Source organism: Sulfitobacter sp. 1A15258, assembly GCF_043557045.1.
Taxonomy (GTDB): domain Bacteria; phylum Pseudomonadota; class Alphaproteobacteria; order Rhodobacterales; family Rhodobacteraceae; genus Sulfitobacter; species Sulfitobacter faviae.
Window position 1 is genome coordinate 85,162 of the sequence record NZ_JBIFFK010000010.1, and the last position, 17,216, is coordinate 102,377.

16 protein-coding genes and 2 pseudogenes are annotated in these 17,216 nt (G+C 57.4%); 9 read left to right on the forward strand and 9 right to left on the reverse strand.

Going from position 1 to position 17,216, the window contains the following annotated elements; genetic code table 11:
• Nucleotides 1-52 precede the first annotated feature (52 nt).
• The 3 genes from ACGYK9_RS17175 to ACGYK9_RS17185 all read left to right on the forward strand — a co-directional run bounded on the left by ACGYK9_RS17175 (nucleotide 53) and on the right by ACGYK9_RS17185 (nucleotide 4,868).
• Nucleotides 53-1,402, forward strand: a complete 1,350-nt coding sequence (locus ACGYK9_RS17175; RefSeq protein WP_394413789.1) for a polysaccharide biosynthesis/export family protein — start codon at nucleotides 53-55, stop codon at nucleotides 1,400-1,402.
• A gap of 111 nt (nucleotides 1,403-1,513) precedes the next feature.
• Nucleotides 1,514-2,032 carry a transcription termination/antitermination protein NusG gene (locus ACGYK9_RS17180; RefSeq protein WP_394413786.1) on the forward strand — a complete coding sequence of 173 codons (519 nt, stop codon included), beginning with the start codon at nucleotides 1,514-1,516 and terminating at the stop codon, nucleotides 2,030-2,032.
• Between the two features lie 712 nt (nucleotides 2,033-2,744).
• Entirely contained in the window at nucleotides 2,745-4,868 is a 2,124-nt protein-coding gene (locus tag ACGYK9_RS17185; protein ID WP_394413783.1) for a polysaccharide biosynthesis tyrosine autokinase, read from the forward strand.
• A 158-nt stretch (nucleotides 4,869-5,026) separates the two neighbouring features.
• On the opposite strand, the gene ACGYK9_RS17190 is transcribed toward ACGYK9_RS17185, so the two are convergent.
• The 3 genes from ACGYK9_RS17190 to ACGYK9_RS17200 all read right to left on the reverse strand — a co-directional run bounded on the left by ACGYK9_RS17190 (nucleotide 5,027) and on the right by ACGYK9_RS17200 (nucleotide 6,537).
• Complete coding sequence (locus ACGYK9_RS17190) at nucleotides 5,027-5,245, reverse strand: hypothetical protein (RefSeq protein WP_394413780.1); 219 nt, start codon at nucleotides 5,243-5,245, stop codon at nucleotides 5,027-5,029.
• Nucleotides 5,246-5,252: 7 nt separating this feature from the next.
• Entirely contained in the window at nucleotides 5,253-5,603 is a 351-nt protein-coding gene (locus ACGYK9_RS17195; RefSeq protein ID WP_394422625.1) for a hypothetical protein, read from the reverse strand.
• Between the two features lie 457 nt (nucleotides 5,604-6,060).
• Nucleotides 6,061-6,537: a hypothetical protein gene (locus ACGYK9_RS17200; RefSeq protein WP_394413774.1), complete on the reverse strand. Its 477-nt coding sequence runs from the start codon at nucleotides 6,535-6,537 to the stop codon at nucleotides 6,061-6,063.
• A 104-nt stretch (nucleotides 6,538-6,641) separates the two neighbouring features.
• On the opposite strand from ACGYK9_RS17200, the gene ACGYK9_RS17205 reads away from it, so the two are divergent.
• Nucleotides 6,642-7,804, forward strand: a protein-coding gene (locus tag ACGYK9_RS17205; RefSeq protein ID WP_394413771.1) for an IS3 family transposase whose coding sequence is annotated in 2 segments (ribosomal slippage) — nucleotides 6,642-6,891 and nucleotides 6,891-7,804 — 1,164 coding nt in all. Because the reading frame shifts where the segments join, the coding sequence is not laid out codon by codon here.
• A gap of 56 nt (nucleotides 7,805-7,860) precedes the next feature.
• Here ACGYK9_RS17205 and ACGYK9_RS17210 read toward each other — a convergent pair.
• The 4 genes from ACGYK9_RS17210 to ACGYK9_RS17225 all read right to left on the reverse strand — a co-directional run bounded on the left by ACGYK9_RS17210 (nucleotide 7,861) and on the right by ACGYK9_RS17225 (nucleotide 10,370).
• On the reverse strand, nucleotides 7,861-8,106 hold the full coding sequence (locus ACGYK9_RS17210) for a hypothetical protein (protein ID WP_394413768.1): 246 nt from the start codon (nucleotides 8,104-8,106) through the stop codon (nucleotides 7,861-7,863).
• Between the two features lie 161 nt (nucleotides 8,107-8,267).
• The gene (locus tag ACGYK9_RS17215; protein WP_394413765.1) at nucleotides 8,268-8,555 is read right to left on the reverse strand and encodes a sugar transferase; all 288 of its coding nucleotides are present in this window, start codon (nucleotides 8,553-8,555) and stop codon (nucleotides 8,268-8,270) included.
• A gap of 55 nt (nucleotides 8,556-8,610) precedes the next feature.
• Nucleotides 8,611-8,949: a sugar transferase gene (locus ACGYK9_RS17220; RefSeq protein WP_394422627.1), complete on the reverse strand. Its 339-nt coding sequence runs from the start codon at nucleotides 8,947-8,949 to the stop codon at nucleotides 8,611-8,613.
• 140 nt (nucleotides 8,950-9,089) lie between these two features.
• Nucleotides 9,090-10,370: a replication initiation protein gene (locus ACGYK9_RS17225; RefSeq protein ID WP_394413759.1), complete on the reverse strand. Its 1,281-nt coding sequence runs from the start codon at nucleotides 10,368-10,370 to the stop codon at nucleotides 9,090-9,092.
• Nucleotides 10,371-10,946: 576 nt separating this feature from the next.
• Here ACGYK9_RS17225 and ACGYK9_RS17230 point away from each other — a divergent pair.
• From ACGYK9_RS17230 to ACGYK9_RS17240, 3 genes are all read left to right on the forward strand, one after another.
• Complete coding sequence (locus ACGYK9_RS17230; protein WP_394413756.1) at nucleotides 10,947-12,350, forward strand: AAA family ATPase; 1,404 nt, start codon at nucleotides 10,947-10,949, stop codon at nucleotides 12,348-12,350.
• Nucleotides 12,328-13,410 (forward strand): ParB/RepB/Spo0J family partition protein, encoded by a 1,083-nt coding sequence (locus ACGYK9_RS17235; protein WP_394413752.1) that lies wholly within the window; start codon nucleotides 12,328-12,330, stop codon nucleotides 13,408-13,410. The genes ACGYK9_RS17230 and ACGYK9_RS17235 overlap by 23 nt, the downstream gene beginning before the upstream one ends.
• Before the next feature lie 432 nt (nucleotides 13,411-13,842).
• The gene (locus ACGYK9_RS17240; RefSeq protein WP_394413749.1) at nucleotides 13,843-14,445 is read left to right on the forward strand and encodes a hypothetical protein; all 603 of its coding nucleotides are present in this window, start codon (nucleotides 13,843-13,845) and stop codon (nucleotides 14,443-14,445) included.
• A 300-nt stretch (nucleotides 14,446-14,745) separates the two neighbouring features.
• Here ACGYK9_RS17240 and ACGYK9_RS17245 read toward each other — a convergent pair.
• Nucleotides 14,746-15,808 (reverse strand): annotated as a pseudogene (locus tag ACGYK9_RS17245) (tyrosine-type recombinase/integrase).
• Nucleotides 15,809-15,970: 162 nt separating this feature from the next.
• Between ACGYK9_RS17245 and ACGYK9_RS17250 the strand changes: the two are divergent.
• Nucleotides 15,971-16,363 (forward strand): helix-turn-helix domain-containing protein, encoded by a 393-nt coding sequence (locus ACGYK9_RS17250; protein WP_394413746.1) that lies wholly within the window; start codon nucleotides 15,971-15,973, stop codon nucleotides 16,361-16,363.
• Nucleotides 16,364-16,381: 18 nt separating this feature from the next.
• Nucleotides 16,382-16,765: a hypothetical protein gene (locus tag ACGYK9_RS17255; protein ID WP_394413743.1), complete on the forward strand. Its 384-nt coding sequence runs from the start codon at nucleotides 16,382-16,384 to the stop codon at nucleotides 16,763-16,765.
• Nucleotides 16,766-16,969: 204 nt separating this feature from the next.
• Here the strand turns inward: ACGYK9_RS17255 and ACGYK9_RS17260 are convergent.
• Nucleotides 16,970-17,216 (reverse strand): annotated as a pseudogene (locus ACGYK9_RS17260) (IS110 family transposase); the annotation flags it as partial.

A 17,216-nucleotide genomic window follows, 5' to 3' on the forward strand; every position in this document is an offset into this window, starting at 1 on the left:
ATTCCGTCTCGCGGTCGTACGCTGCCGTTCGTTTTTATTCCGAGGTTCCTTAATGTTTAAACGTCTTATCGCCGCCTCTACTCTGATACTCCTCAGCGGTTGCGGGGTGGCCTATGTCTCTCCGAAAGTCACGGATGCTGGCAGCAAGGTCCGGATTGTACCTCTGAACTCGGAAACCGTTCTCGCGGCGAATAGGTCTACCTATGAACCCAAACAGCTTCCAGCTGTGTTTTTCCAGACTGCCGGCGGCGCGGGTGGTCTGCGCGGCGCGGGGCCGACCCCTTCGCCTGTTTCCCAAATTCAGACGAAGCCCGGCACCCTCGCGCTTCGCGTCCCCAACACCCCGCCGAACACGACCTATCATATTGGCGTGGGGGATGTCCTATTGCTGGCGACACGCAGTGGAAGCAGTACGGTCGAAGAACTCAGTGGCCTGCTTGCAGCGCAAAATCGGCGCCAAGGTTACACCGTTCAGGATGACGGCGCGATCGCCATTCCCGATGTCGGTCGCGTCAAAGTCTCTGACCTGACATTGGAAGAAGCCGAAGCGGCACTCTTTCAGCGCTTGCTGGAGGCGCAGATCGACCCCTCGTTCAGCCTTGAGATCGCAGAGTTTAACTCCAAACGTGTCTCTGTCGGCGGTGCCGTTGGAAATCCCACGGTGATCCCAATTACTCTGACCCAACTTACTTTGGACCAAGCCGTCGCGGGTGCGGGTGGCATCCAAACTCCTGATCTCGAATACGCATCGATCCGACTGTACCGCGACGGTGATCTCTATCAGATCCCGCTTGAACAGTACCTGCGTCGCCCAGACCTACAAAAAACCCGCCTTGTCGCTGGGGACAGTGTGTTTGTCGATACGGAGTATCAACTCGACCGGGCGCAGGCATATTTTGCCGAGCAAATCACCCTCCAGCAGTTCCGCCAGCAGGCGCGTGCTCAAGCTTTGGCCGAGCTCACTGCTGTCGTCGATCTGCGCCGTGCTTCACTCCAAGAAGGCAGAGCCAACTTCGAAGCCCAACTTGCGAACGACGCGGTAGACAGGGATTATGCTTATCTCGCAGGTGAAGTGACCAAATCCGGTCGTTTCACCCTGCCCTTCGGCCGAAAATCTACCCTTGCGGATGCGCTTTACTCCGAAGGCGGGATTGACACGATGACCGGCAACCCCTCCCAAATTTACGTATTGCGCGGCTCGAACGACCCTCGGGAGTTCGGCGCAGTGACGGCATGGAACCTCGATGCACGCAATGCGACCAATCTGATATTGGCTACGCGAATGGAGCTACGTCCGAACGACATCATTTTCGTCGCCGAGCAGCCAGTCACGCGGTGGAACCGGGTCATTACCCAGATCACTCCGTCGATTATCTCCAGTGTAGCCACCTCGGTTAACTAAACTTGTGGCGGGCTTTTCCTGCCAACCTCTTAGCCTCCTTCCAACGGTCTGCGCGCGCCACTGGCGCGCGCTTTTACCTGTCAGCGCAAGAAAAAGACCAGAGAGCTATAGATGTCCGATAAAAACAGATCAGGATGGTTCGTTGCCCAACTGCGCCCGCATGGCTTGTCTCAAGCACGGGTACATCTTAAGCGACAGGGATTTGAAACTTACTCGCCCTTGCTTATGGAAAGCTCTCGCAGTCGGCCGGGCAAAGGCAGCCTCGAGCGCCCGCTCTTCCCCGGCTATCTCTTCGTGAACTTCGATCCAAATCAAACTGGCTGGACAGCCATCAACAGCACACGAGGCGTTTCACGCCTCATTCTGAACGATCTCCGCCGGCCCAGACCACTTCCAGAAGGACTGATCCGCGCCCTACAGAACCGTTGCGATCCCGAAGAGGCTTACCAAGGTGAAAATGACCTTGAAGTCGGAGATCGCGTGCGCGTCCTCACCGGACCTTTTGCCGAACTCGTGACAAAGATCGAAGCTCTGCCAAGCGCAGGGCGTGTCGGCGTACTGATCGATTTGATGGGCAGGGAAGTCCGCTCTTCCCTGCCCCGAGGTCATGTGGCCAAGGTTGAAAAGTAACTTTTAAGTGAACTCTTGTGCCGCCTATCTGCATTCCGATGTGACCTGACATTGGGGAGTAATCTCGTCTATGTCACTTTTTTCAAATGGTTTTTTTAGCTCCAGCGACCTACTTTCGAAGGTAGTGACTAGCACGCAATGGTGAACCGCTTACGATTTGCCGGTGGGTAATTACTCAGTTTCAAGTGACTTCAACGGAACTGTTTCCTCGCCCATAGAATGTCCCTCCGATTTTGCTGAAGCTCTTACCCGAGCGAAAGCTTCTGGGAAGCCCCGGGCAGATCAACAGCCTAGGCTTATAGGCCCGCTGGTCCTGAGCGCACTTCGATAGGTGCGAACGAGTGCATATTGGCCCGCATCATTATCGAGAGACAGTGGCGAGTCTTGAAATACGATTGAGTCTACCTCATCGGAGAGGCGAGATTGGAGATGAAAAGAACATTCGGAACTGGGTGAACTTCTACACCCAACGACGCCCTCATTCCGCCTCGAGAGACAAAGCTCCGACGCCGGTTTGTCGGCAAAAATATTTGCGTAAATCAACCCGGCTAAACAGGTGCCACGCGTAGCGAAGTCTGCGTCAGATCTATTTGGGAGGTAGAGGGTAGTTTCGTCACTCTCACCCAGGTTTATGCGGATCCTGCATGGCATTGCTAAAGTTACCGTTGTAGTGAACGATTGATTAGCCGATTAACATGGGAACAGGCATTTCATGACCCAGCAACAAGTATTTTCCGACGGTACCCATAAAGATCGCGAGAATGATGATGAGATCGATCTCTCCAGCCTGTTTCGCACCCTCTGGCGGGGCAAACTCTGGATTGCGCTTTGCGGTTTGCTCGCACTACTGCTTGGGGGATACTATGCCTACGGCATGGCCGTACCGGTCTATACCGCCAAGGCCGCAATCGCTCTAGAAAGCCGACAAGAACAGGTGATGGACATCGAAAGCGTCGTGACCGGCCTTGGCGGCGATCAATCGACGATCAATACCGAGGTTGAGGTGCTCCGCTCGCGCGGTCTTATCGAAGATTTGGTAATGGACATGAATCTTCTTCAAGATCCGGAGTTCAACACCAGACTGCAACCTGATCCGAGTTTTTCCATCGGACAGGCGGTCAGCTTTATACGCGGCCTTATATCCGAACCGCAAGAATCCCAGCCTGCCACGGAGCGGGCTATTCTTGATTCTACGATCAATACTGTCCTCGATTCGATTTCGGCCTCTAACTTGCGTCAGAGTTTTGTCTTTGAAATTACTGTGACCACCGAGGATCCGGATAAATCCGCGGCGATGGCAAACAGACTTGCCGAACTCTACATCCAAGACCAAATTTCCGTTAAGTTCGAAAAAACAGAACAGGCCACGAGCTGGCTCAGCGAACGTGTAAGCGGTCTTCAGATCGAGCTAGAAACTGCGCAGGCTGAGCTAAAAGACTTCTCTACCAACACAGAGCTCGTGAACGCCGAAACCTTGGCTGCACTTAACCGCCAATTGAAAGACCTGCGGGATCGTCGCGCGACGCTCGCAACACAGGCCGAGGCTACGGAAAGCCGGTTGCAGATATTGGAAGACGCACGCGAAGCCGGTGCTGCTGCTTTTGTTGAGGTTGCAAATGATGCCGCTCTTAACCAAGTTTATCGGCGCCTCGAAGATGCCAGCGTCGGAGCCGAGACTGCATTCGAAACTCGCGCGAACGCCCTGATTACCCGCGCAGAGCTTGAAGCCACGCGCTCCTTGTCTCAGTTGAGCGCTATTGACGAGTCCATAGCCGAGGTCAGCACCCGGATCGATAATCAGTCCGAAGAACTGGTCATCCTTGAACAGCTTCAGCGAGAAGTTGAAGCAAGCCGGCTGCTTTACGAAGCGTTTCTAAGCCGCCTTAAAGAAACCAGCATCCAACAAGGCATCCAACAGGCCGACAGCAGGATCCTCAGCCGGGCCGTGGTGCCAGCTAACCCCTCCGCTCCCCGCAAATCCCGAATATTGGCGCTCTCCTTGATCCTGGGTCTTATGGCTGGCTCCGCCGCTGTACTGCTCCGGGAAATGGCTCAGAACACGTTCCGCACGGCCGAAGATCTTGAGGCGAAGACCGGCCATTCCGTCATCGGGCAGATCCCAAAAATTCCAGCCAAGCATCGGCGGAACGTTTTAGAGTATATCAGTCAAAAGCCTAATTCAGTTGCTGCCGAATCCGTTAGAAACCTCCGTACATCGCTGCTCTTGGCGAACCTCGACACACCGCCAAAAATCATCATGTCGACATCCTCAGTTCCTAGAGAGGGTAAGACTACGCAATCTATTTCACTTGCACAGAACTTCGCAGGGCTAGGTGCAAAAGTGCTCCTGATCGAAGGTGATTTGCGGCGCCGCGTTTTGGACGAATACTTCGGACACGACCAAAAGCACGGCTTCCTATCCGTCATTTCCGGCGAAGTTCCTCTTGAAAAAGCCATTGTACATGACGAAACGTTGAAAGCTGACATACTCTACGGTGAGCAATCGACCATCAACGCTGCCGATTTGTTTTCATCGAACACATTTGCTGACTTCATTAAGGGGCTTCGCGAACACTACGACCATATCATCATCGACACGCCGCCTGTACTAGCCGTGCCGGACGCCCGCGTGATCGGCCAGTTGGTCGATGCCGTAATTTACACCGTTCAATGGGATTCCACCCCCCACCGTCAGGTACTGGACGGGCTTAAATCGCTGCAGAGCGTCAACGTTCGCGTGAGTGGTTTGGTGTTGAGCCAGATTGATGGCAACAAAATGAAACGCTACGGCTATGCCGATAGTTACGGGGACTATTCAAGCTACTATCAAAAGTAGGACCGCGTTTTGGTTTGCCCCTACGATCCTCTGACCAGAATAATTGTAGGGGGAAATCGCACTGTTTAAACAAACCGGCGGTAGCTCTTGTTTCCGACAAAGGCGGCCCTCGAGCATTCACCCTGCGCCGCCTGATTAAACACGGTGCCAATGATGCTCTAGTCAGAAGTTCGGAATGCCCGCATCGCTTCCTCAACCTTCTCGCAGCAAGTGCGGTCAGACCGGACCACCAGAAGGGTTGCGTCGGCCTGTTCCGCAACGATACGCGATGTCGGTGCAAGAAGGATCGGCGGCGTGTCGATGATCACCGTGTCATAGGCTTGCCCCGCCTTGTCGATCAGCCGTTTAAAACAGTCCAAAGCGAAAAGATCGCTCATAGCAGGGTCAGTCATCACAGAGCAACGCATCCAGCCCATAGCCGCCAATGTCACGTATGCCCTCTTCAAGAGTCGCCTCTTCTCGGAAAACTAGACCGAGTGCTTTGACAGGCGGTTCCGACAAATGCCGAGTTAGACCGCAAGCGCGGATGTCCCGGTCGATCAGGAAGCTGGAGCTCCCAAGCCCATGGAGACTTTGCGCCAACGCTATCGCAATGGTGGTCTCCCCCGCGACCGAACCGGTGATGACGATAACCTGGGATCCGCCGTCTGCGTTCAACCGTAGGACCGACGTGCGAAGGTCGCGCAGGGCCTCTGCTGCGGCGGAAGAGGGTGCATCGGCGATATCCTGTGCCACATTCGCGCCTTTCAATACCATTTTGGGATCTGAGCCAATACAGGGTGGCCTGTTGCGGCCTCCAGTTCGCGCGCGGTGCGGAAACCATCGCGCTGCATTTCGCGGCCTAGAACGACCGCCAAACTCGCGAGCAGGCGAGACACCGCCGACATCGCTAGGATCAACATCCGGCGCGAAGTCGATGGGCGAAGAGGCACCACCGCATGAGATAGAATGCAGCTGTTCGCCCAGTGATTTCCCTACAAAGCCGTCGTTTCATTCAAGCGCGACAGGAAATGCTCGTTGAGCATACGCGCCGCCTCAGCTTCTCGGGTAAGCTGTTGGAGGATGATCAAATCGCGACCTTGCTGAGAGGTGCGCGCTTAACTCAGCTTTCGAAGCGCAGAGCGCGGCCAGCTGTTGTTGCAACCGAAACAAATCACCCCGGCTTAGTTGAAACACGGTTTGGAACCTTGCCTCAAATGCACGCGCAAGCCAGTTCCTCCTTCAAGCCGTCGAAAAGTCCGGCAAGCTGCGCATCCGCAGAAGCATTGACCTTCTCCGCAGATGTCACTGCGGCTTCCAGAGCCGCGCTCTGTCTTTCCGAGGCTCCACGCGCTTTCTGCGCCGTCGCAATACTGCCACGCAACTCTTTGATCTGCCGCTCCAGCCTGCGAAGGGCCGCCACCGATACCAGTTCCGTTACAGCACTGAACGCGGAAACCTTCGCTTCTGGGGTTTGGAGGCTTGTCTGCATGGCTGTGACACGCTCAGTTAACCAAACCACCGCCTGTTCTGCCGCCTTTGCCTTTTCTTCGATCTGGTGAGAGACGTAGAGCTCCACGATGGTATCAGCGATCAGCGCGGCTTTGCGGGCATCTTCACTTTCGACCGTGACCTGAAGCTCCCGGCTCTGCTGAATGTTACGGAAGGTGACTGATTCGAGCAATTTCAAGATCACCGCATCCCGTTCCCGCTGCGCTTCTTCCGGTTGACCTGCCCCCCGCGAAATCCCTCACCGTAATGTAGAGTCTGCGCCGACCCTGAAGGAGCAGACACATGCGAAAGAGCCGTTTTACCGAGGCGCAAATCATTGGGATGATTAAAGAACAGGAGGCCGGAATGCCGACGGTTGAGGTATGCCGCAGGCATGGCCTGAGCACCGCCACGTTCTACAAACTGAAGGCCAAGTATGGCGGGATGGAAGTGTCCGAGGCTGCAAGGTTGAAGGCGCTCGAAGACGAGAACGCCAAGCTCAAACGCCTGCTGGCCGATACAATGCTCGACAACGTGGTGCTGAAAGACTTGCTGGGAAAGAGCTGACGACATTGGCGAAGCGGCGAGACGCGGCGTTCCGGGTGATGCGGGATCATGCGATCTCGCAGCGCCGGGCATGTCGGCTTGTCGGTGTCGATCCAAAGACTGTTCGGTGTGAACGCCCGCCGGACTGTGCTGAGATACGCAAGGAGATGCAGGAGATCGCCGGCAAGCGGCGCAGGTTCGGTTACCGCCGGATCGGCGTGCTGCTGGAGCGCAAGGGCATGACCATGAACCACAAGAAGCTGTATCGCATCTACCGCGAGGAAGGGCTGTCCGTGAAAAGGCGGCGCGGTCGTAAGCGCGCACGTGGGACGAGGACGCCGATGCCGATCGCGGGACAACCCAATGCGCGGTGGTCCCTGGACTTCGTGTCCGACAGCTTCGGCACCTCGCGGAAGTTCCGGATTTTGGCGGTGATCGATGACTGCGCGCGCGAGTGTTTGTGCCTTGTAGCAGACACGAGCCTGTCCGGCGCACGCGGCGCCCGGGAGCTCAGCGCTCTGATCCGGATCTACGGTAAGCCCGGCTGCATTGTCAGTGACAACTATGGGACGGAGTTCACCAGTCGGGCCATCCTGAAATGGGCCGACGAGAACGAGGTGCCGTGGCACTACATCGATCCGGGTAAGCCGCAGCAAAACGCCTTTATCGAGAGCTTTAACGGCAGCCTGCGGGACGAGCTGCTGAACGAGGAGATATTCGACACCCTGGATGACGCACGGCGCAAGCTGGCCCTGTGGCGATACGACTACAATGCGGTCAGGCCAAACTCGTCCCTGGCCAACCAGACACCGCAGCAAGCGCGCCGGACGCTTGACCAATTTGAGGGCTCCGCGCCCGGCGCGCTTGCGCCAGACGGGCAACCAGAATACCCAGATCCAACCTGCAGGCTCTCGTTATGAATGAGGGAACAGCAGGGGGCAGGTCACGGTCAAAACCGCGCGCCGAATTCCGAGCCTTAGGTAAGGCCAAGCCGTTCGACCACCTTCGCCAGCAGCATCTGGCCCCGCAACACTTCGACTTCGGAATTCAACTCCGCCCTGTCGCCAGAAAACCGCCCTACAGCCTTCGGGAAGTCGATGATCTGCTCCTGCTCAGGCAGCAACCGAAGCACCGCCGTCGCACGGTAAAGCGGCGTGGCGAGGATATAGGCGTAAAGAGTGCCGATCAGCAGCGCGTAAGAACGCCCGCCGCAACCAGCCATTTCTCCCGCCAGATGATCCTGAATAGCCCCTCGGACTCGAGCCAGCCCGCTCCGTCGGAAGCCGCGGGGGACTGAGACCAGATGAACCCTACCTCCAATGGCGCGCGACAATTCCATAGATCGAAACTTTTATCCTTTAGCATGCGAACCATCGCGCTAGACTACCGCCCGGTCAGCGCAGCGACCGGCGTCAAGGTTTTAGAAAGAATGACGATATCGCCGCGCCGAGTCATCTTCTTGGGATAGGGCACACCCAAAACCACGCGCTTGCCATAAGCCACGTTGCTGCGGCCAGACACCTGCCACTTGCTCGTAACGCCGGGCCGCAGGCTCTGGTAGATGACAGCGCTCATACCGTAGCGCCGCAGTTCCCCAGACTCCACAGGGCGAGGGCCGACAAAACTCATTTCTCCGCGCAGCATATTGAGGAACTGAGGGGGCTCATCCAAACTGCTCCGCCGCAGAAAGTAGCCCAGTTTGGTGTTCCGGGGATCATGGTTGAGCTTATAATTTCAGCGTCCATTCCTCAACAGCGACGGGGTTTTCGTCGAGATATTGGACAAGGTGCTCCTGGGCGTCGGCCACCATGGTGCGGATCTTCCAGCAGCGAAACCCGCGCCCCCCTTTTCCCACCCGCCGGTGCCCAAAGAACGGCGCCCCACCATCGAGCGCGACCACCCCCGCGAGGACAAGGATCACAGACAGGAGAACGGGCAGCAGGATCACGGGAAGCGCGATGTCGAAGGTGCGCTTCCCCCATCGCGCATAGGCGGTTCCAGACCGGCGCGATGGGAAAGACCGCGCCCCCACCGCGACCGGGCTATGGGTAACCTGATGTTTCATAACGGCTGCCTCCCAACCCGCGCCAAAGCGGACACGGTTGCTGCAAGAAGCGCTGCCGGGAAACTGGGTTACAACCAGCCAAACGGCACCTTCGTGCAAAAAATTTGGCTAAAATATTACGGATGCAGGTTAAAAAAGTCTTAAACGCCGAAGGGCGCCTCATCCGCGAAAGCATCCGGGATCAGATCTTCCCAGAAGGCCCGCATCTCCGACGCGCAGAGCGCCGCCTTCCAACCCAGTCGAGAGAACTCGGATTTCAAAAGTTCATCGCTCAGCCAAGCCAAGAACAATTTTCGGTCCGCGTCGCGCTGTGTGGGAGAGCGGGATTCGACGATCTCCTGCACCCGCTCCATGATCGCGGCCCGCGCTTTACGTTCTTCTTCAACCACTTGCGCGCGCTCTTCTTCCGCAGCATCGCTCTGCGTCGTTTGCGCTTTGCGCACCACCACCGCCGCGGCTTTGGCCTTGGGCGATGGGGCAGCAGGCTTCTCTGATTTATAGTCGTTCTGAAGCGCAGCCCTCAGATATCCCACCGGGCTGTCGACGCCCCCCCTGCCCTTTAAATAGGTAATCTTTTCCGAAACATAGTCCTCACCATGTTCGGAAATCCATTGCCGCGCCAACCGGTCTGAGACGCCCAAATCCATAAGCGCGGTATAGACGGCCCCCTGCCGCAGCCCTTCCCCATCATCAATGTCGAGCATGGCAAGCTGCGGGTTCTCTTTTATGAGAAACCGGATCTCACTGACCTGCCGCCCCATCTTGTGCAACTCGGGCGTGATCAGGATGTTCGAGGTCTTGTTCACCTCCGCCACGGCTGGCTTGATGATCTTGGCATTCAAGTGCTTAAAACTTTCGTAATAGGCACTTCCATCCACCCCCATGAGCCGGCGAAACAGATCAATCGGCCACCACCCCGTCGATCCGGTGCGCAGAAACCGATAGCAGTTTTCATAGAGCGCCAGCGCATGGCCGGAGGTGAACCGCCGCTGGATAGTCAGATTAATGAGCGCGAAAACCTTCGGATCATGCAGTTTTTGCGCCAAAGCTGGCGAATAGGCATATTCACAAACCCCCGCCGACAGCTTCGCATAGGACAAAAGCGCTGAGACGCCCCATTCCTGCCGCCCGTTGGCGTCCAACATATCCCATTCAGCCGTCGTCTCGGCCAAACTGCGGAGGGACTGTTTCAACGTGTCCATGTCGTTGGAGTTATAGCCCACCATCATGCACAGGGTCCGCGCATCAATCTGATGTTTGTTGCGCGTCACCAGCGTGTCATAGGCATTGAGGAGAAGAACATTGCTCAGCTTCCGCTGTAGTAGCGTCAGCTTACCCGAGACGTGGATCGCCGCCACGTTCTTCTTCACCGACTGCCGGCGAAGCGCGCCGGTCAATTTGTCATAGGGGATGCTGCTCATCTCGGCCTCTACGCTGCCGCCACCGCCCCGACGCTTCGCGCTCTCAGGTGACCTCGCCCATTATTGCGCAAAAGGTGCCCAATCTCAATCAATCAATGGGGACCCGTTTACAGGGAAAAGGCATCCCGGAAACGGGTCCCTTACGGTATATTTGCCTTACTCGCGGGGGCCGAGCGAAGAAAACGCGGGCTTGGATGCCCGGAAAACGTTCCAAAACGGCCTTCCCGACGATCGGTCCCCCTCCTCCCGCGAATCGGACCCCATTCTACCGCTTACAGGTACTGGCGAACCTGTAAGCAGGTACCCATAGACCCGCAAAGTGGTACCTAACTTGCCGTAGTGCGTTGATAAGAAACGGTTACCCAGGCCCAAAGATTCTAAATCTAATAAACAATAACAAACTATGTGAGCTTCTCTTAGTATGGATTCTGGTTTGAAGACACCGGTTTCGCATGCGAAACCGGCAAGACGCTCTCAACATGTACAGCGCGCCTTACTGATTCACATTTCCGAAAAGATGTGCGACAATAAGTGTGATAACATCGAATAATGATGATCTGACCGAGGCATCGCAACATGGACAAGAAGTCGGGCACCCGCCTGCCCCCCTATTTCAATCTCGACCCTGAAACCGCAGCAGCGAAGCTTAGCGATCCGGTAGACACCGCCCGATTCGCCAAAGCCGCCGCTTTTGCTGGGCGCGGAAGGGCTGATCTCGCTAAACGTGGGTATGCCCCAGACGGCCAGAAAAAGCTTCGAAAATTTTCGACATGGGAGATTTGCCGCTACCTCATCCCCGTGGCCCCTGCCCACCTGCGTAGGGTGCTGAACAAACACCCCGAACTTCCCCAAGGCGAGGGTGCCGGAAACGCAAAGCGGTTCAGCCTCGAAGAAATCCTTACGCTGCGAAACCACTTCGCCGAAGAAGGTGTCAGCACCAAAGAATACCGCCCCTATCGCCCCAAAGGCCTGCCGGCAAAAGTGGTCGCCGTGGCGAATTTTAAAGGGGGTGTTGGTAAGACCTCAACGGCGGCGCATTTGGCCATGTCTGCAGCTTTGGACGGCTATAGAGTGCTTGTCGTCGACCTCGACTCCCAAGGCTCGATGACCTCAATCATGGGCGGTCAGGTTCAGGATGAGTGGCAAACCATCTTCCCTCTCCTCGCACGCGATTATGCGATGCAGGTGCAGGCCGAAAACCGGGTTCGCGCCGCGGCCGCGGAGCCCGAAATTCCTATGGACGAAACCCTGACCGAGGCGCTGACGATCTCACTCAAAGACGTCGTTCAAAAGACCCATTGGCCCAACATCGACCTCATCGGAGCCCAGCTCAATCTATATTGGGCGGAGTTCCAAATCCCCGTCTGGCGGATGGCATTGCGGCATTGGGCCCTTTGGGACGCGCTCTCTTCGGCGCTGGATTCGGGGGGAGCGTTGGATGAATATGATATCATCTTGCTCGATACGCCCCCTGCCCTCGGCTATTTAACAATCAATGCTTTGGCCGCAGCAGACATCATCATGGTGCCTTTGGGCGCCTCGTTCTTGGAGTTCGATTCCACCGGTCGTTTCTTTGACATGCTCTATTCCACCTTCGCCTCGATCGAGGAGGGAGAGAACGCAGCGCGGCGGCGCGAAGGCTTGCCGGAGATGAAGTTTGAGTGGGACGTCGTGCGCGCAATCATCACGCGCTTTGACGCAAGCCAGCAGACCGATTTGGCCAACGTGATTCAGGCTTATTTCGGTGATATGACAAACACTTACCGGCAGGAGTTCACGGCAATGGTCGGGCAGGCCGGAGAAAGTGTTAACGGGATTTACGAGGCTGATTACCGGGATTTCAACCGTGAGACCTATACCCGCGGTCGGGAGACCTTTGATCGGACCTATGCCGAGTTCAAAGAGATATTGCTGGGCGCATGGTGGCGCGATGATCAAGAGCGGAAGGAGGCCGAGAATGGCGAAACGCAGACAGCTTGAAGTCCCCTCTGCAGAGGCGCTTAAAGAGATCGAAGAGGGTTTCGCACGCGAAACCTCCCGGATTGGCACCCGGGCACCGATCGCCGATGTCGCGGCAGATGCGGCCCGGCATAAAGACCCTCTGCCCCAGCATCTGCGCGAAGAGAATGCGCGGGACAAAGCGGATGCAAAGGCGCTTCGACTTGCGCGGGAAAAGGGCCTCGTTCTGACTGAAGTGCCGCTGCATGAGATCACTGCCGATGCGCTAAATCGTGATCGTTTGAAGATGGACGAAGAGGACCTGGCCGAACTCCGGCGGTCAATCGCGGACCATGGGCTTCGCTTGCCGATCGAGGTTTTTGAGTCGGCCAATCCTGACGCCGCGGGGAAATATGCTCTGATTTCAGGCTTTAGACGCCTTGCCGCCATGCGCGAATTGAATGCGCTTTCGGGGGGTGAGCGGCATCAGACGATCCCGGCTTTTGTGCGCAAACCAGATACGCTTGCCGATGCAATTGTGGCGATGATCGAGGAGAACGAGGTCAGGACTGGGCTCAGCCAATATGAACGCGGGCGGGCAGCCGCGATCACGGTGCATGATGGGGTTTTTGCCACTGTTGATGAGGCCGTCGCAATGCTGTTCTCCTCGGCCAGCAAGGCGAAGCGGTCGAAGATTCGATCCTTTGCTTTGGTTCATGAGGAGCTTGGGGACATGCTCCGTTTCGGACCCGAATTGAGCGAACGCCAGTGTCTTCGTATTGCCACCGGCCTACGCGCGGGGCAAAGCGAGGCGATGCGAAAGGCGCTGGAGTCTCACACTGTGGCTACCGCGGAGGATGAATGGGTGGTCTTGGAGCCGTTGATCGATGCCGTCGAAGGTGTCGGCACCGATCCCAAACGCGGGGGGCGGCCTCGAAAAAGCGTGAAACGGTCTAGGCCGGTAAACTTGGCCAATGATGTCACGATGGAGCGTGCGCGCACCGAAGACGGTTATACGATTCGCATTCGTGGCGCGCATGTGAACGAGGAGATGATTGATCTGGTCATGGACCGGCTCAAATATTTGCTTGAAGAAGCCTGATGCGGCGAGGGAGGTTTCGCGCGCGAAACCTCCCTCGCCGCCTACCCGAAATCAACGGGGTTTCGCACGCGAAACCCCTCCCCAACCCGAAGCGTAGCCTCCTTCAAGGTGCCGTTAATTCGCGCCTCCAAATCAGAAATCCTTAGTTCTAAAAGGAGGCCTCGACGCCCATTCTCGATACCTTCAAAGAGCACCACAACGGATTAACCGGCCCTGTCTACGGCGGGTTCGGCGTGGCGCCAAGTGATGCGGCAGACCTTCTTCGGATGAACCGCGGGGTACTGGTGCTTCTGCTGCCGATCTGCCGGTGGTGCTAAAAAGCGGGGACGCGGTCACCCTGCCCGCCCTTTCGCCCGGCGTGTTCTATCCAATCCGCATCACAAAGGTGTTGGCGACGGGAACCACGGCTACAGGCGTCAAGGGGCTGATCTAATGTTGGGGGTCAGAATGCACCTCTCCGCGGCATACCGTAGCTGGGTACCTATCGCTTTTCCAGCAGGGGTCAATTGGGATCGGGTGCACTTTGATATTGGTATCGAACAGTTTTGCAGGGCCTATCGCGCGGCGGTTGAACTACGCGATCTGGTTGACCCGGGGATCTGGACCGGCGCAGTGATCCATGTCGATGGCGCGGCCGGTGATGACGCCAACAGTGGCCTTTGCGGGCAGGACGATGATTTCGCTGATGCCAAGAGAGCGTTCCAAGCGGCCTTCAACGCCGGCAACGCCACGGGCGGAGCTTATCGCGCTTTGGTTAAGCCGAACACCTACGCCAAGGCGGCTTTCAACCATCACGTTAGTGACATGCCGAACCCGCCTCTCGCGGTGATCGGTTGGGCAGGGCCGCTGCGCTATCGCGCGGTGTTGTCAATCGTAACATGGCGCGATGCGCGAATGAAAGCTAGGTGGGCGGGTGTTTCGCAGCGATCTTCTGACACTGGCGTGGCTGTGTACCGAGTTAAGCGATCGCTCGGCGGTGCCATCTGTGCGGCGACGGAGAATACATACCCGCGGTTACCGACTTGCACGTTGTAAGAAAGAAGCCGTCCGGAATTCTTTGTGTGGGCGGTGTCCTGAACAATCGGGATGTTGTGTGTCGGGGTGGAGGACAGCATAGACGAAAGAACAGTCTATCCGAGTAGGCGTGAAGCATGGCGCATGGCCGCTTAGACAAGTGAGCGATTGTGGCTCCCTTTGGTCCCACGTTGCCAGAAATACAGCGAAGGCGGAGTGGCATCTCTGGACGGCTCTTTGCGGAGCATAGTCGAGATGGCCAGGGTGTCAGAGCCCGGCAGCCTTGGTCAGGTTCACCCTAAAACCGTCGCGACGGCGCTGCTACCGCCGGGTCATTTCCGCGCTCGTGTGTCCAAAATGCTTTTGGACATAGCGCTCGTCGACTTCGGCTGAACTCGCCAGACCGGCGCGCAGCGAGTGGCCGGAGAACAGCGCCAAACGTTCTTCTTCTGGTAGTTCCGCTCGGATGCCTGCGTTCAATACGGTCTGTTTGATTAGTCGGGCGACATGCTTGTCGTTGAGCCGTGTCTCCGTGGCGCGTTTGCCATCCCGCGAGGTGCCGACGAAAACTGGCCCGAAATCGATCTTCGCAAAGCGCAGCCATTGCTCGAGCGCAATATACGGGGCAGCTCGGTTCCTTGGTGCCGCGGCCGATCTCGACCTCGCGCCAGCCGGTCTTGGCGTTAAGGGTAAGGAGGGCGCCTTTGCCGGAGAACTCGATCCAGCCGCCGGAATCCGGCGTATCGTCCTTGCCGGCATCCAAGCTGACGATCTCTGAGCGGCGCAGCCCGCCAGCATATCCCAGAAGCAGGATCGCTCTGTCACGCAGCCCACGCAGATCGAAGGGCAGGGTGGCGACCATCGCCAAGATATCCTCAGGCAGGATCGCCTCTTTCTGCACCGGCGGGCGCGCGTGTTTGCGTTTGATCCCGGCGAGCACTGTCGCGATGTGGCGGTTTTTACGATTAAAGACGAACCCGCGCTGCGCATAGTTCCAGGCAAGCCCGGATAGGCGGCGTTCGATTGTCGAGACCGATAGAGGGCGGGACGCCGACTGCGACGCGGAGGGGCGTGAGCCGGACGCCAGGTCGGCGAGGTAGAGGCCGATCATCTCGGGCGACGGAGGCACCGCTTCTGTGCCCTTCATCCGGCACCAACGTGCGAAGTGCGCCCAATCCTTCGCATAGGCCTTCAGCGTATTTTCAGACACTGAGGCCCGGGCATAGTCTCGGGCCGTGTCCACCAGTCGATCGAGCGTACCGGACCCCGCGACATGGGAGGGCAGGGCGATACTGTCGCTTTCGTCCTGATCTTTCCCCTCGACGCGAGCGTCATTCAACTTATCAGAGGGCGCTGATCTCGATTTCTCGGTCTCTGAAGGCATTTCACTGATGTCGGTCTGCCGGAATTTCTGAGACTGCGTTCCATTTGTTTTCAATAGCTTGCCTGTGTCTCATTTCTGTAATCGATTCAGGGTATGTGAGACTGGACGCCGATTTGAGTCACCATTGGTGAGACTATCCGGCACCCGCGCATTGAGCAAGTTATGTCCGATAATTTTCCGGCTGACAAGGATTGGGAAGAGGCCGAGTACCGCGCCCGCGTGATCGGGGAACTGCCGGCCCAGCTCACTCATGGCAATGTCGACTGGGCCATGCGCCAGCTGAATGTCAGCCGATCCACGCTCTTTCGCCTGGTGAAGCAGTTCCGCGAGGACGGGCGGACCAGCTCACTTCTGGCGGACACCCGGGGGCCCAAACCTGGCATGCAGCCGCTGAACCCGGCGGTGGAAGTGATCGTGTCCCGCCACTTCAAGGAGCTTTATGCCACGCGCCGCAAACCTGCCAAGACGCGGTTCTGGCGGGAGGTCGCTGCCGATTGTCGGACTCAAGGGTTGGCACCGCCCTCGATCCGTCGTCTGGGGCGCTGGCTGGATTAACATGACCAAGCTAAACTGATGGCCCGGCGAGAGGGCAGGGACAAGGCCGAGCGGCGCTATCTGGCCACGCCTGGAATGCTAGTCGCCAATGATCCGCACGACATCGTACAGATCGACCACACCAAGGTCGATGTGACAGTGGTCGACCCGGTGACGCGTCGCCCGCTCGGTCGTCCGACGCTGACTGTGGCAATCGATGTGAACACCCGCATGGTTTTGGGGTTTCATCTGTCTCTGGAGCCGCCATCGCTGCTGGCCGTCGCACTGTGTCTGACCCATGCGGTGATTGACAAATCGCATTGGCTCACAGCGCGCGGTATCAGCACGGATTGGCCAACGCGGGGCATCCCGCACGCGATTTACGTGGACAACGTCCTATGTCGGGAACTTCCGGCTGTTTAGGTCAGCAGGTCATGGGGCATCCGGCAAACCGGATGCCCTACAATCCTTGCCCAGACGGGCTCTGCCGTCAAGAAATGATCTCTTCCATAGCAAACACAGGGTACGCGCGATGGCGGCCCTCACCGTCCTTAATACGAGATCCCATTTCCCAAGCAGAAGGCCCAAACATTATCTACGAGGTCAGCACACTGCCTCCACGGCTCATCAGAGAGAGGTCCTTCCGCCTGGGCTCACCCCCTCGAAGAAGGGGCGATAGGGTTCGCCGTGTTTGACCACGGCGTGTACGGTGCGCGCCATCTTTGCTGCGATTGCGGTGTAGGCCTTGCGATGCAGATGGGCATTGTGACGGTCTTTGGAGATGTAGCGCTCGAACTTGTCGCGGAAGCTGTTGGTCCGCTTCAGTACTGCGGTCTGGCCGGCCATCCAGAGCGTGCGGCGCAACCGGGCATTG